Raw genomic sequence first — 12,171 nt, forward strand, 5'->3', positions numbered from 1 at the left:
CTACCCCGGCCCCAGCGGCGAACGCGCCCAATGGTGGTGGTACCAACCCTTCCAACCCCAACCACCGCCACCATCGAACTAGCGTCGGGAACGGCAGCGCGTCGACACTGAAACGGCTTCGGGCACTAGGGAATTCGTCTGCCCAACCCACCGGGTCTCGACCATCAGAGCGGGCGAACCAGCCCGCACCACCCGCCCGGCGTGGGCGTCACGCCTGAACCGCCGGATCGGAGCGTCCTCGGCCCTGCGGCCCTTACAGCGCCAGATGAAGTCTGAGCGCCTTGTCGAGGTCGGCGAGCTCGGCCGCGGAGATGCGACCGAGGCGACGTAAAAGACGCTGGAATGCAACGGATCTCACTTGCTCTGCTTGCGCCTTGGAATCGGCCGCCAGACCGCTCGTTGCCGCTGACAACAAGACCTGGAAGGGGTAGACCTTGTCGATGCTGCCGGTAACCGGCACGACCGTGACCACGCCGCGGCCGAGCCGGGTCGCCGTGGCGTTGGCCCGATCATTGCTGACGATGACGGCCGGGCGCTGCTTGCCGGCATAAGACCCGCGCACGGGTTCGAGGTCAACCTGCCAGACCTCACCGCGCAGCATCGCTGACGCCGTCGGCGACCGCGGCCTCCCATGCTTGGGCGTGCTGGTCAGCCGACCACTCCGACCACGCTTGGGCGTAATCCTCTTCGAGGGCGGGGTAGCGCAGCAGTTGGACGGCCCGCTGCAAACCTGCTGACCGTGACGGCAAGCCGGTTTTCGTCACGTAGGCGTCCAACACCGCGATGTCCTCGTCGGACAGGCTGACGCTAAGCTTCATACCGCAATGCTACCGTAGTAGCATTGCGGTACTACCTCGGGCGCGACTGCGTGGTTTTTCCGCTTGGCGGCCGGTGCAGGTCGCGGCTGGTGGCAGGTACAGGATTCGAACCTGTGAAGCTTTCGCGACGGATTTACAGTCCGCTCCCATTGGCCGCTCGGGCAACCTGCCGCCAGACAGGTTACAACGAACGGGTAGACAAAGCACAAACGGCCACCACCGCAGGAAGGGACGGATCCCATGGCGGACTCATCGTTCGACATCGTCAGCAAGGTCGACCGCCAGGAGGTCGACAATGCGCTCAACCAGGCCGCCAAGGAGCTGGCCACCCGCTTCGACTTCCGCGGCACCGACAGCTCGATCGCCTGGAAGGGCGACGAGGCGATCGAGCTGACGTCCTCGACCGAGGAGCGCGTCAAGGCCGCCGTCGACGTCTTCAAGGAGAAGCTGGTGCGCCGCGACATCTCGATGAAGGCCTTCGACGCCGGGGAGCCGCAGGCGTCCGGCAAGACCTTCAAGGTCAACGGCACCCTCAAGCAGGGCATCAGCAGCGAGAACGCCAAGAAGATCACCAAACTCATCCGCGACGAGGGCCCGAAGACCGTCAAGACCCAAATCCAGGGCGACGAGATCCGCGTCACCAGCAAGAAGCGCGACGACCTGCAGGCCGTCATCGCGATGCTCAAGAACGCCGACCTGGACGTTGCGCTGCAGTTCGTCAACTACCGGTAGCGGGCCGCGGCTAATGTAGTGACGAGTCCCACAATTCGAGCGAGGTTCACGATGACCGTGACTCCCCGGGAAGCCGTCGGCGGCGCTCCCCACACCAACGGCCAGGGCGACGGCTACTTCGACGTCGTCATCGTCGGCGCCGGAATCTCGGGCATCGACGCGGCCTACCGCATCACCGAGCGCAACCCGGACGCGACGTACGCCATCCTGGAGCGGCGGGCGCAGATCGGCGGCACCTGGGACCTGTTCCGCTACCCGGGCGTGCGTTCCGACAGCAGCATCTTCACGCTGTCGTTCCCCTTCGAGCCGTGGACCCGCCGCGAAGGCGTCGCCGACGGCGTACACATCCGCGAATACCTGACCGCCACCGCACGCAAGTACGGCATCGACCGCCACATCCGGTTCAACAGCCATGTCCGCTCGGCGAACTGGGATTCGGCCACCGACACCTGGACGATCACCGCCGAGCAGGACGGCGCCCGCACGACCTACCGCACCAGGTTCGTGTTCTTCGGCAGTGGCTACTACAACTACGACGAGGGCTACACCCCCGACTTCCCCGGCCTCGACGAGTTCCACGGGACCGTGGTGCATCCCCAGCACTGGCCGGAAGACCTCGACCACACCGGCAAGAAGGTCGTGGTGATCGGCAGCGGCGCCACCGCCGTCACCCTGCTGCCGTCGCTGTCGGACCGCGCCGCCAAGGTGACCATGCTGCAGCGCTCCCCGACCTACCTCATCTCGGCCTCCCGGTACGGCAAGGTGGCCGCCGTTGCCCGAAAGCTGCTGCCCCGCAAGGCTGCCCACCTGGTGGTGCGCATGTACAGCGCGCTGACGGAGGCGGTGTTCTTCGCCCTGTCCCGTAAGGCGCCGCGAATCGTCAGGTGGCTGTTGCGCCGCAAGGCGATCAGGAGCCTGCCCGCCGGCTACGACGTCGACACCCATTTCAAGCCGCGCTACGACCCGTGGGACCAGCGGATGTGCCTGATCCCCGACGCCGACCTCTACCACGCGATCAGCACCGGCCGCGCCGAGGTGGTCACCGACCACATCGACCATTTCGACGCCAGCGGCATCGCGCTCACCTCCGGCGCTCACCTCGACGCCGACATCGTCGTCACCGCCACCGGCCTGCAACTGCAGGCGCTCGGCGGGACCGCGATCAGCCTGGACGGCGTCGAGATCGATCCCCGGGACCGCTTCGTCTACAAGGCGCACATGCTCGAGGACGTGCCCAACTTGTTCTGGTGCGTCGGTTACACGAACGCGTCCTGGACGCTGCGGGCCGACATCACGGCGCGGGCTACCGCTAAACTGCTGGCGCACATGGCTTCTCACGGCTATACACACGCCTACCCGCATCTCGGTGGCGAACCGATGGCCGAGAAGCCGGCCTGGGACATCAACGCCGGCTACGTGCTGCGTTCGCTGCATGCGCTGCCCAAGTCCGGCACCAGGCGACCGTGGAACGTCCGGCAGAACTACCTCGCCGATGCCCTCGACTACCAGTTCGACCGCGTCGAGGAGGCCATGGTGTTCGGCCGGGTCGCCGACCGGGCGGCGCTGGCGGGGTAGCCGCCCGCCGCGGTGACCGTCAGCCGGTGCGGTCGGCCCCCACCGCGGATTCCCCGGGCAGGATCTCCTTGCCGCAGTTGGGGCAGAACTTCTCGGCGGGGTGGTGTTCGGCCCCGCAACTCGAGCAGAAGTGCGGTTGCGCAGACTTCGGCGCCGGAGCCGCGCCGATGAGCCGGGCGGCACCGGCCTTGATGCCCCCGCGGGCGCGGGCCGGTGCGGCGGTGTCGCCGTCGCCGGGGGAAAAAAGCTCGATGCCAGTGGCTTTCGGCGGCGCGTACAGGTGCCACCGGCTCCGCACCACCAGGAAGGTCAAGCCGCCGCCGGCGGCGAGCACCAGCACGACCGCACCGATGACGTACCACATCAGGGTGGTGCCGCGCAGCACCGAGGCATCACCGTAACGCTGGCGCAGGTTCACCGCGCTCGTCTTGAGCTCCACCAGTCCGGGGTAATCGGGCGACATCGCCAGCGCCTGGTCGAAATCGTCGATCGCGTCGGTGTAGCGGCCGGAGTAGAACTGGTCGAGTCCTTTTCGGTAGAAGAGGTCGGCCGGCCCCAGTGTCGCCGTGACGCCCTTGCCGGCCAGTAGCGCGGCCAGGTTGCCGGCCGGCGCGACGAAGTTGAACGGCTGCGGCTCGCCGGCGGGTGAGAAGCTGTTGACGCCGATCACCTTGCCGTTGAGTGCGACGGTGGGGCCGCCGCTCATCCCCTCGGTGACGGGGGCGTCGATCTCGTACTCCGGGACGCTGCCCATGGACGACTTCTTGCTGACCGTGCCGCTCTTGTTCGTCGGGTCCAGCGACGGATCGGTGATCCGTTTCGTGCTCTCCGGGTAACCCACCGCGAGAATCGGGGTGCCGATGCTGATGTCGGCATCGGAGGCCAGCTCCGAGGACGGCATGTTGTGCCGTTCGACCTTGAGGACGGCCACGTCACCCTTGCCGATGGGCCGAAAGTCCACGACGTTGGCGAGCAGCTTCCCGACGACCCGGGTCCCGCTGCCGTACACCACGGTCAGCGCGGGCTGCGGGCCCAGGTCGGGGGCGTCGCCTTCGACTTTGGCGTTCTGCCGCAGCCATTGGAAGACGGCGGCGGGGTTCTGCCCGATCGGCGAGTCCGGGTATTGGATGACGTATTCGTTGGCGGCCCGCTTGAAAATGAGATCTTTGGCGCTGTCCGGATCCACGCAGTGTCCCGACGTGGCCACCCATCCGTCGGGATTGACGACGAAGGCGGTGCAGAACCAGGTCGCGGTGAACGGGATGTTCGAGCCCTCGCCGAACTGCGACAACAGCTGGCCGTTGGGCAACCGGACCTGGCCGTACGCCTGGCCCGCCAGGTACATCACGGCCGGCCGGATGATCGCCGCCGCCCTCTCCTGCGGATTGGGCTGGGGGCGCCCGCCGTCGGCGGAGGCGGTACCCGCGGGCGCCGTCAGCACCGCGAGCGCGGCCGCGGACAGTGCCGCGAACGTCCGGCCCCACGAAGACACGGGCATCGTCCCTCTTTCCCTGGTTCCAGGCCGTACTGCAGACCTCTGACGATCCGGCAGCGCGGTCGGCGGTGCTAGGGACCGAAGTCCCCGGCCCGGGAGTCGTTGGATTCGACTTCGGGTGCCGCGGGGCCGGCGAACTGCTTCTCAATCTCCGGTGTCGGCAATACGCTGATCGGCATGGCAGGTGAAAAGCGCGAACCCAAAGTCGTCGTCCTCGGGGGCGGCTCCTGGGGCACCACGGTGGCGTCGATCTGCGCGCGCCGGGGACCGACACTGCAATGGGTGCGCTCCGAGGTGACGGCCAAGGACATCAACGACAATCAGCGCAACACCCGCTACCTCGGCACCGACGTCGTGCTCAGCGACGGCCTGCGCGCCACCACCGACTTCGCCGAGGCCGCCCACCGCGCCGACGTCGTGGTCATGGCCGTGCCCTCGCACGGCTTCCGCGGCGTGCTCACCGAACTCGCCAGGGAACTGCGGCCGTGGGTCCCGGTGGTGTCGTTGGTCAAGGGACTCGAGCAGGGCACCAACATGCGGATGTCGCAGATCGTCGAGGAACTGCTGCCCGGCCATCCGGCGGGAATCCTGGCCGGCCCGAACATCGCCCGGGAGGTGGGCGAGGGCTACGCCGCCGCCGCGGTACTGGCCATGCCCGACCAGCACCTGGCGACCCGGCTGGCGGCGCTGTTCCGCACCCGGCGCTTCCGCGTGTACACCACCGACGACGTCGTCGGCGTGGAGATGGCCGGCGCGCTGAAGAATGTCTACGCCATCGCCGTCGGGATGGGCTATTCGCTGGGCATCGGCGAGAACACCCGCGCGCTGGTGATCGCGCGGGCGCTGCGGGAGATGACCAAGCTGGGCGTCGCGATGGGCGGGGACCCCGACACCTTCCCCGGGCTGGCCGGGCTGGGCGACCTCATCGTCACCTGTACCAGCCAGCGCAGCCGCAACCGCCACGTCGGCGAACAACTCGGCGCCGGCAAGCCGATCGACGAGATCATCGCATCGATGAACCAGGTCGCCGAGGGCGTCAAGGCCGCCAGCGTGATCATGGACTTCGCCAACGACCGCGGCCTGAACATGCCGATCGCCCGGGAGGTCGACGCGGTGATCAACCACGGCTCCACCGTCGAGCAGGCCTACCGCGGCCTGATGGTCGAGGTCCCGGGGCACGAGGTGTACGGCTCGGGGTTCTGACCGCCGCCGCGGCGCCCACCTACCGTCCAAACATGCGGCCGGGAGTTCCCGGCCTACCCTCGCGCCATCGCCTCCAGCCGGCGGATGCGGTCCTCGATCGGCGGGTGCGTGGCGAACAGCGAGCCGATCCGCTCGCCCGCGCGGAACGGGTTGGCGATCATCAGGTGCGCCTGGCTGGCCAGCTGCGGCTCCGGCGGCAGCGGCGCGGCCTGCACACCGCCGGAGATCTTGCGCAGCGCCGACGCCAGGGCCAGCGGGTCACCGGTCAGCAGGGCACCCGACTCGTCGGCCTGGTACTCGCGCGACCGCGACACCGCCAACTTCACCACCGTCGCGGCGACCGGCCCCAGGAACGAAACCAGCAGCAGCCCAAAGGGATTCTCGCCGTCACGGTTGCCGCCGAACATGCCGGCGAACATGGCCATGTTGGCCAGCGCGGTGATCACCGACGCCATCGCGCCGGCAATGCAGGAGATCAGGATGTCGCGGTTGTAGACGTGGGAGAGCTCGTGTCCCAGCACCGCGCGCAGCTCGCGCTCGGTGAGGATGTCCAGGATGCCGGTCGTGCAGCACACGGCGGCGTTGCGCGGATTGCGGCCGGTGGCGAACGCGTTGGGCGCGTTGGTGTCGCTGACGTACAGCCGCGGCATCGGCTGGTGTGCGGCGGTCGCCAGCTCGCGCACGATGCGGTACATCGCCGGCGCCTGCACCTCCGAGACCGGCTGGGCGTGCATCGCCCGCAGCGCCAGCTTGTCACTGTTGAAGTAGACGTACACGTTCATGCCGACGGCAAACAGCATCGCGAAGATCAGCGCCGTCCTGCCGAACAAGGCGCCGACGAAGACGATCAGCGCGGACATGCCGACCAACAGGACGAAGGTCTTCAGCCTGTTGGCATGCGGATGCCAGGTCATCGGTGTCCTCCTCAGAACACTCGGAAACACTCGGAAAAACTCGGTCGGGGCCGACCACTTCTCATTGAACGCTCGCACGGGCATTCCGAGTTCCGCCGCGTCCGGCGTTCGCTGCTAGCCGTGCCGGCTGATCGTGTAGTCGACCAGTGTCCGCAGCGCGAACCGGCCCGGATTGTCGGGCAACAGGGCCAGTTCGTCGTGCGCCTGCGCCGCAAACTGCGCCAGGAACTGCTTGGCCTTGGTCATGCCCGGCGAGGCCCGCAACAGCGCCAACGCCTCGGCCACCGCGTCGTCGTCCTCGACGGGCCCGGCGAGCAGCTCGCGCAGCCGCGCCGCCTCGGGCCCCGGTTCGCGCAGCGCGTAGAGCATCGGCAGCGTGTTGACCCCTTCGCGCACATCCGTGCCGGGCAGCTTGCCGGACTCGTGGGAGTCGCTGTCGATGTCGATGATGTCGTCGGAGATCTGGAACGCGGTGCCCACGATGCCGCCCAGCCGGCTCAGCCGCTGGACCTGGTCGTCGGCGGCGCCGGAGAACATGCTGCCGAACCGGCCGGCCGCGGCGATCAGGCAGGCGGTCTTCTCGTAAACGACCCTCAGGTAGTGCTCGATCGGGTCGTCGTTCTCGGCCGCGCCGTGGGTCTCGCGCATCTGCCCGGTCACCAACTGGGCGAACGTCTCGGCGATGAGCCGCACCGCCTCCGGCCCCAGGTGTGACACCAGCCGTGAAGCCGTGGCGAACAGGTAGTCGCCGGCCAGGATGGCGACGTTGTTGCCCCAGCGCACATTGGCGGTGGGTGTGCCGCGGCGCACCTCGGCCTCGTCCATCACGTCGTCGTGGTACAGCGTGGCCAGGTGCACCAGCTCGATCACCGCCCCCGCGACCGTCACCTCCTCGGCGTCGGGGCGGGGCCCCAGCTGCGCCGACAACACCGTGAACAGCGGCCGGAACCGCTTGCCGCCGGCGGTGAACAGATGCGTCAGCGAGTCGGTCATCACCGGGTCCGCGCTACTCAGCTCGGTGCCGATGAGCTGCTCGATCCGCTCCACGCCGTCCCGCACGGTCGCCGCCAGCGCAGCATCGCCGAAGTCAACGCCCGCCACCACCGTCGCCGGAGTACTCACCCGACCAAACATACTGGTGTACATGCAGACGAGAGCGACCAGAGCCCTCAAGGCCGACGTGGTGGTCGTGGGCGCCGGACCCGCCGGTTCGGCGGCCGCCGCCTGGGCCGCCCGGGCCGGCAGGGACGTCCTCGTCGTCGACGCGGCCGGCTTTCCGCGCGACAAGGCCTGCGGTGACGGCCTTACCCCGCGCGCGGTCGCGGAACTCGAACGGCTGGGCCTGGGCGGCTGGCTCGACACCCGCATTCGCCACCGCGGACTGCGGATGAGCGGGTTCGGCGGCGAGGTGCAGGTGGACTGGCCGGGCCCGTCGTTCCCCTCCACCGGCAGCGCGGTGGCCCGGTTCGAGCTCGACGACCGGATCCGCCGGTGCGCCGAAGACTCCGGGGCCCGGATGCTTCTGGGTTCCAAAGTGGTTGCTGCCCATCATGATTCGTCGCGGCGGGTGGTGTCGCTGACCCTGGCCGACGGCACGGAGGTGGGTTGTGGGCAACTGATCGTCGCCGACGGGGCCCGCTCGCCGCTGGGCCGCACGCTGGGCCGGCGCTGGCATCAGGAGACGGTCTACGGCGTCGCCGCACGCGGCTACCTGGCCACTCCGCGCGCCGACGACCCGTGGCTGACCTCCCATCTGGAACTGCGCTCCCCCGACGGGGCCGTGCTGCCCGGCTACGGCTGGATCTTCCCGCTGGGCAACGGCGAGGTGAACATCGGCGTGGGCGCGCTGTCGACGTCCAAACGGCCCGCGGAGCTGGCACTGCGGCCGCTGATCTCCTACTACGCCGACCTGCGCCGCGACGAGTGGGGCTTCACCGGCGAGCCCCGCGCGGTCGCGTCGGCGCTGCTGCCGATGGGCGGCGCGGTGTCCGGGGTGGCCGGGCCGAACTGGATGCTGGTCGGGGACGCCGCGGCGTGCGTCAACCCGTTGAACGGCGAGGGCATCGACTACGGCCTGGAAACCGGGCGGCTGGCCGCCGAGATGCTGGACCGCGGCGATCTGTCGCAGGTGTGGCCGTGGCTGCTGCAACGGCACTACGCGCGCGGCTTCTCCGTCGCGCGCCGGCTGGGGCTGCTGCTGACCTTTCCGCGGTTCCTGCCCGCGACGGGGCCGATCGCGATGCGCTCCCCGGCGCTGATGGCGATCGCGGTGCGGGTGATGGCCAACCTGGTCACCGACGAGGACGCCGACCGGGTGGCGCGGGCCTGGCGCGGGGCCGGCCGGTTGTCCCGGCTGGCCGACCGGCGAACGCCGTTCACCTGACCACGAGATCGATTCGTGATCGCGGTGTATAGTCCCGCTAATGAAGCGTACGAGGCTGGTCACGGGCCTCGCCGTGACGGCTGCAGCGATCGCGCTGGCCGCGCCGGCGCAGGCCGACTATGACACCGACTTCAAGAACACCGTCAACGACTTCGGCGTCTACGGCCCCCAGGACCGACTTGCGTGGCTGGCCAAGATCGAGTGCGAGCGGATCGAGCAGGGCGTGGACGGCAACGCACAGCAGTCCGCCGTCTTCCTGCAGCGCAACCTGCCGCTGGGCACCACCCAGGGCCAGGCGCTGCAGTTCCTCGGCGCCGGGATCGACCACTACTGCCCCAACCAGGTCGGCTTCATCCAGCGCGCCGGGACCTAGTTGTCCTAGCGTGCTTGGCGCTCGTCATCGCAGGGGCTTGTAGCCCGCGTGCAACGCCACGATGCCGCCGGTCAGGTTGCGCCACCGCACCGCCGACCACCCCGCCCTGCCGATGTCGTGTGCCAGCGCGCCCTGGTCGGGCCAGGCGCGAATCGACTCGGCCAGGTACACGTAGGCCTCGGGGTTGCTGGACACCGCCCGCGCCACCCGCGGCAGGGCCCGCATCAGGTACTCCTTGTAGACGGTGGCGAACGCCGCGTTGGTGGGCGTGGAGAACTCGCACACCACCAGCCGCCCGCCGGGCCTGGTGACGCGGGCCATCTCGCGCAGCGCCGCCTGGTGGTCGGCGACGTTGCGCAGCCCGAAGCTGATGGTGACCGCGTCGAACACGCCGTCGGCGAACGGCAGCCGGGTCGCGTCACCGGCGACCTTGGGCACCTTGCGGCCCGCACCCGCCGCCAGCATCCCGACCGAGAAATCGGCCGCCACGCACCACGCCCCGGACTTCGCCAGCTCGGCCGTGGACACCGCGGTCCCCGCGGCCAGGTCCAGCACCCTGTGGCCGGACCCGATCCGCAGCGCGGACCGGGTGGCGGTGCGCCAGTACCGGTCCTGGCCCAGCGACAGCACGGTGTTGGTCAGGTCGTACCGGCGGGCGACGCCGTCGAACATCGACGCGACGTCGCGGGGATCCTTGTCCAGAGCGGCGCGACTCACGACTTAGACGCTACCGGGCCCGACCGGCCGTCGCCGTTGGCCGCCCGCACGGATCTCCGGATTTCCCCTCCGGCCTGCGCGGTCGTTACCTAAGCTCAACCCTGCACTTCTCACATGGAGACGCACTTCTCACATGGAGACGCGAAGATCATGGGATTCGGCCGGGTTGTCGGCGGGAAATCCGCATCGCTGCGGCGATGCCGGGTCGTTGCCGGTCGCAACCTGCTGCGCGCCGGCGTCGCGACGGCCACGGTCCTCACCGCGGGCGGACTGGTTTTCGCCGCATCCGCCGATGCCGAACCGGCCGCGGCGGGCGGCGCCGCGCCAACGGTCAGTCCGGGGCGCGCCGTGGGGCAACGCCGGCCCGTCAACTCCGGCACCGACGGCCAGTGCACATGGGGCGCTCTGCAGAAGTGGTTCGAGGCCGGCGGGTACTACCCGGCCCTCGAGGGAAACGCCGCGGACTGGGCGGACTCGGCGCGGGCGCACGGCTGGACGGTCGTCACCGACCCGCAGCCACGCGCGATCGTCGTGTTCCAGCCGTGGCTGCCGGGCGTCAGCCCGTACGGCCATGCCGCATGGGTGAATGCGGTTTCCGAGCGTGGCGACGGCACCTGGGTGAACATCACGGAGATGAACAACGGGAGCCATGGCGGCGCCGGTCAGTGGTGGACCCGCGACGCCAGGAACGTCCCGGGCATGTCCTACATCCTGATGCCCTGACACCCGACGCGGCTCCCGCGTTACGCGCGCCGCCTCCGGCGCGACGACACCTGCGCCCGGGCGAACGGCGGCAGCACCGCCTCGTAGTGGCCGAGCAGCTCGTCGCAGATGACCGGCCAGCTGCGGTGCAGCACGCTGCGCCGGGCCGCCTGCGAGTAGCGGTGCCGTTGGGAGAGCAGGTGCGCGACGGCGGCGGGCAGCCTCGCCTCGAACTCCTTGACGGGCAGCAACAGCCCCGTGCGCCACGGCGTGACGAGGTCACGCGGGCCGCCGGCGTCGGGGGCGATCACCGGCAGCCCCGAGGCCAGCGCTTCCTGCACGACCTGACAGAACGTCTCGTGTTCACCGGTGTGCACGAACACGTCCATGCTGGCGTAGGCCGCGGCGAGGTCCGCACCGTAGAGCGCACCGGTGAACAGCGCCGTCGGCAGCACCGCCCGCAGTTTGGCCGCATCGACGCCGTCGCCGACGACGACGATCTGCACCTCGTCGCCGGCGGCCAGCACGGCGAGCCGTTCGACGTGCTTTTCCGGCGCGAGCCGGCCCACGAACCCGACGATCGGCTTGCCCTGCGGCGACCAGTGCCGCCGCAGCGCCCCGTCCCGCGCCGAGGGCGCGTACCGGATGATGTCGACCCCGCGCGCCCACTGATGCACCCGCGGGATGCGCTGCGCCACCAGCGAAGCCATCGTCGCGCTGGACGGGGCCAGGGTGCGGTCGGCCAGTCCGTGCAGGTGCCGGAACCACGCCCACGCCGCCCGGGTGGTGATGCCGATGCCGTAGCTCGCCGCGAAACCCGGGACGTCGGTCTGGTAGACCGCGACGGCCGGCACCCCGAGACGACGCGCGGCCCGCACGCCGCCGTAGCCGAGCAGCGCCGGCGAGGCCAGGTGGATGACGTCGGGGTCGAAGCCGCGCAGGGTGCGCACCATGCGGGGTGTGGGCACCCCGAGCGGCAGCGTGGTCACCTTCGGGAACATCCGCGACGGCACCCGATGCACCCGGATCCCGTCGTGAATGCGCTCGGCGGGCGGCTCACCCGGCGGGGTGTCGGGCGCTACGACGAGGGCCTCGTGACCCGTCCGGCGCAGGTGCTCGAGCACCCGGACCACCGAGTTGCTGACACCGTTGACCTGCGGGAGGAAGGATTCGGCGACGATCGCGACGCGCACATCCCGATAGTGTCAGGGCCGACTGTCGAGCAGGTTGCCACCGGACATACGTCGCTTGAAATCTGC

The 12,171-nt window shown here is 69.7% G+C and carries 14 protein-coding genes and 1 tRNA gene; 7 read left to right on the plus strand and 8 right to left on the minus strand.

The features are described 5' to 3' along the window. Window positions 1-82: hypothetical protein (locus tag FPZ47_RS29570; protein WP_246859862.1), on the plus strand; the 82-nt coding region annotated here is incomplete at its 5' end. A gap of 171 nt (window positions 83-253) precedes the next feature. On the opposite strand, the gene FPZ47_RS17210 is transcribed toward FPZ47_RS29570, so the two are convergent. The 3 genes from FPZ47_RS17210 to FPZ47_RS17220 form a co-directional block, all read right to left on the minus strand. Then, window positions 254-601 (minus strand): type II toxin-antitoxin system PemK/MazF family toxin, encoded by a 348-nt coding sequence (locus FPZ47_RS17210; RefSeq protein WP_144952709.1) that lies wholly within the window; start codon window positions 599-601, stop codon window positions 254-256. Continuing rightward, the gene (locus FPZ47_RS17215; protein WP_144952711.1) at window positions 588-818 is read right to left on the minus strand and encodes a ribbon-helix-helix domain-containing protein; all 231 of its coding nucleotides are present in this window, start codon (window positions 816-818) and stop codon (window positions 588-590) included. Before FPZ47_RS17215 ends, FPZ47_RS17210 begins: the two co-directional genes overlap by 14 nt. Before the next feature lie 87 nt (window positions 819-905). Then, window positions 906-989 (minus strand) — tRNA-Tyr (locus FPZ47_RS17220). Window positions 990-1,058: 69 nt separating this feature from the next. On the opposite strand from FPZ47_RS17220, the gene FPZ47_RS17225 reads away from it, so the two are divergent. Both FPZ47_RS17225 and FPZ47_RS17230 read left to right on the plus strand, forming a co-directional pair. After that, complete coding sequence (locus FPZ47_RS17225; RefSeq protein WP_144952714.1) at window positions 1,059-1,550, plus strand: YajQ family cyclic di-GMP-binding protein; 492 nt, start codon at window positions 1,059-1,061, stop codon at window positions 1,548-1,550. 51 nt (window positions 1,551-1,601) lie between these two features. Further along, complete coding sequence (locus tag FPZ47_RS17230; protein WP_144952716.1) at window positions 1,602-3,125, plus strand: flavin-containing monooxygenase; 1,524 nt, start codon at window positions 1,602-1,604, stop codon at window positions 3,123-3,125. A gap of 19 nt (window positions 3,126-3,144) precedes the next feature. Here the strand turns inward: FPZ47_RS17230 and FPZ47_RS17235 are convergent, their stop codons facing one another. Then, a complete protein-coding gene (locus tag FPZ47_RS17235) occupies window positions 3,145-4,623 on the minus strand; it encodes a trypsin-like peptidase domain-containing protein (RefSeq protein WP_144952718.1) in 1,479 nt (492 codons plus the stop codon). 174 nt (window positions 4,624-4,797) lie between these two features. On the opposite strand from FPZ47_RS17235, the gene FPZ47_RS17240 reads away from it, so the two are divergent. Beyond that, window positions 4,798-5,823: an NAD(P)H-dependent glycerol-3-phosphate dehydrogenase gene (locus FPZ47_RS17240; RefSeq protein ID WP_144952720.1), complete on the plus strand. Its 1,026-nt coding sequence runs from the start codon at window positions 4,798-4,800 to the stop codon at window positions 5,821-5,823. Window positions 5,824-5,876: 53 nt separating this feature from the next. Here FPZ47_RS17240 and htpX read toward each other — a convergent pair whose 3' ends face one another. Continuing rightward, the gene (gene htpX, locus FPZ47_RS17245; protein ID WP_144952722.1) at window positions 5,877-6,737 is read right to left on the minus strand and encodes a zinc metalloprotease HtpX; all 861 of its coding nucleotides are present in this window, start codon (window positions 6,735-6,737) and stop codon (window positions 5,877-5,879) included. A 114-nt stretch (window positions 6,738-6,851) separates the two neighbouring features. Beyond that, window positions 6,852-7,859, minus strand: coding sequence for a nonaprenyl/(2E,6E)-farnesyl/geranylgeranyl diphosphat synthase (gene grcC1 / locus FPZ47_RS17250; protein ID WP_144952724.1), 1,008 nt, complete (start codon window positions 7,857-7,859; stop codon window positions 6,852-6,854). 22 nt (window positions 7,860-7,881) lie between these two features. On the opposite strand from grcC1, the gene menJ reads away from it, so the two are divergent. After that, complete coding sequence (menJ, locus tag FPZ47_RS17255; protein WP_144952726.1) at window positions 7,882-9,120, plus strand: menaquinone reductase; 1,239 nt, start codon at window positions 7,882-7,884, stop codon at window positions 9,118-9,120. Window positions 9,121-9,160: 40 nt separating this feature from the next. Next, window positions 9,161-9,493 (plus strand): DUF732 domain-containing protein, encoded by a 333-nt coding sequence (locus FPZ47_RS17260; RefSeq protein WP_144952728.1) that lies wholly within the window; start codon window positions 9,161-9,163, stop codon window positions 9,491-9,493. Window positions 9,494-9,517: 24 nt separating this feature from the next. Here FPZ47_RS17260 and FPZ47_RS17265 read toward each other — a convergent pair whose 3' ends face one another. Further along, entirely contained in the window at window positions 9,518-10,210 is a 693-nt protein-coding gene (locus FPZ47_RS17265) for a demethylmenaquinone methyltransferase (RefSeq protein ID WP_144952730.1), read from the minus strand. A gap of 114 nt (window positions 10,211-10,324) precedes the next feature. On the opposite strand from FPZ47_RS17265, the gene FPZ47_RS17270 reads away from it, so the two are divergent. Beyond that, the gene (locus tag FPZ47_RS17270) at window positions 10,325-10,933 is read left to right on the plus strand and encodes a CHAP domain-containing protein (protein WP_144952732.1); all 609 of its coding nucleotides are present in this window, start codon (window positions 10,325-10,327) and stop codon (window positions 10,931-10,933) included. Window positions 10,934-10,953: 20 nt separating this feature from the next. Here FPZ47_RS17270 and FPZ47_RS17275 read toward each other — a convergent pair whose 3' ends face one another. After that, the gene (locus tag FPZ47_RS17275) at window positions 10,954-12,105 is read right to left on the minus strand and encodes a glycosyltransferase family 4 protein (RefSeq protein WP_144952734.1); all 1,152 of its coding nucleotides are present in this window, start codon (window positions 12,103-12,105) and stop codon (window positions 10,954-10,956) included. Window positions 12,106-12,171 lie beyond the last annotated feature (66 nt).

Origin of the sequence: Mycobacterium helveticum (genome assembly GCF_007714205.1) — a bacterium.
GTDB classification, from domain to species: domain Bacteria; phylum Actinomycetota; class Actinomycetes; order Mycobacteriales; family Mycobacteriaceae; genus Mycobacterium; species Mycobacterium helveticum.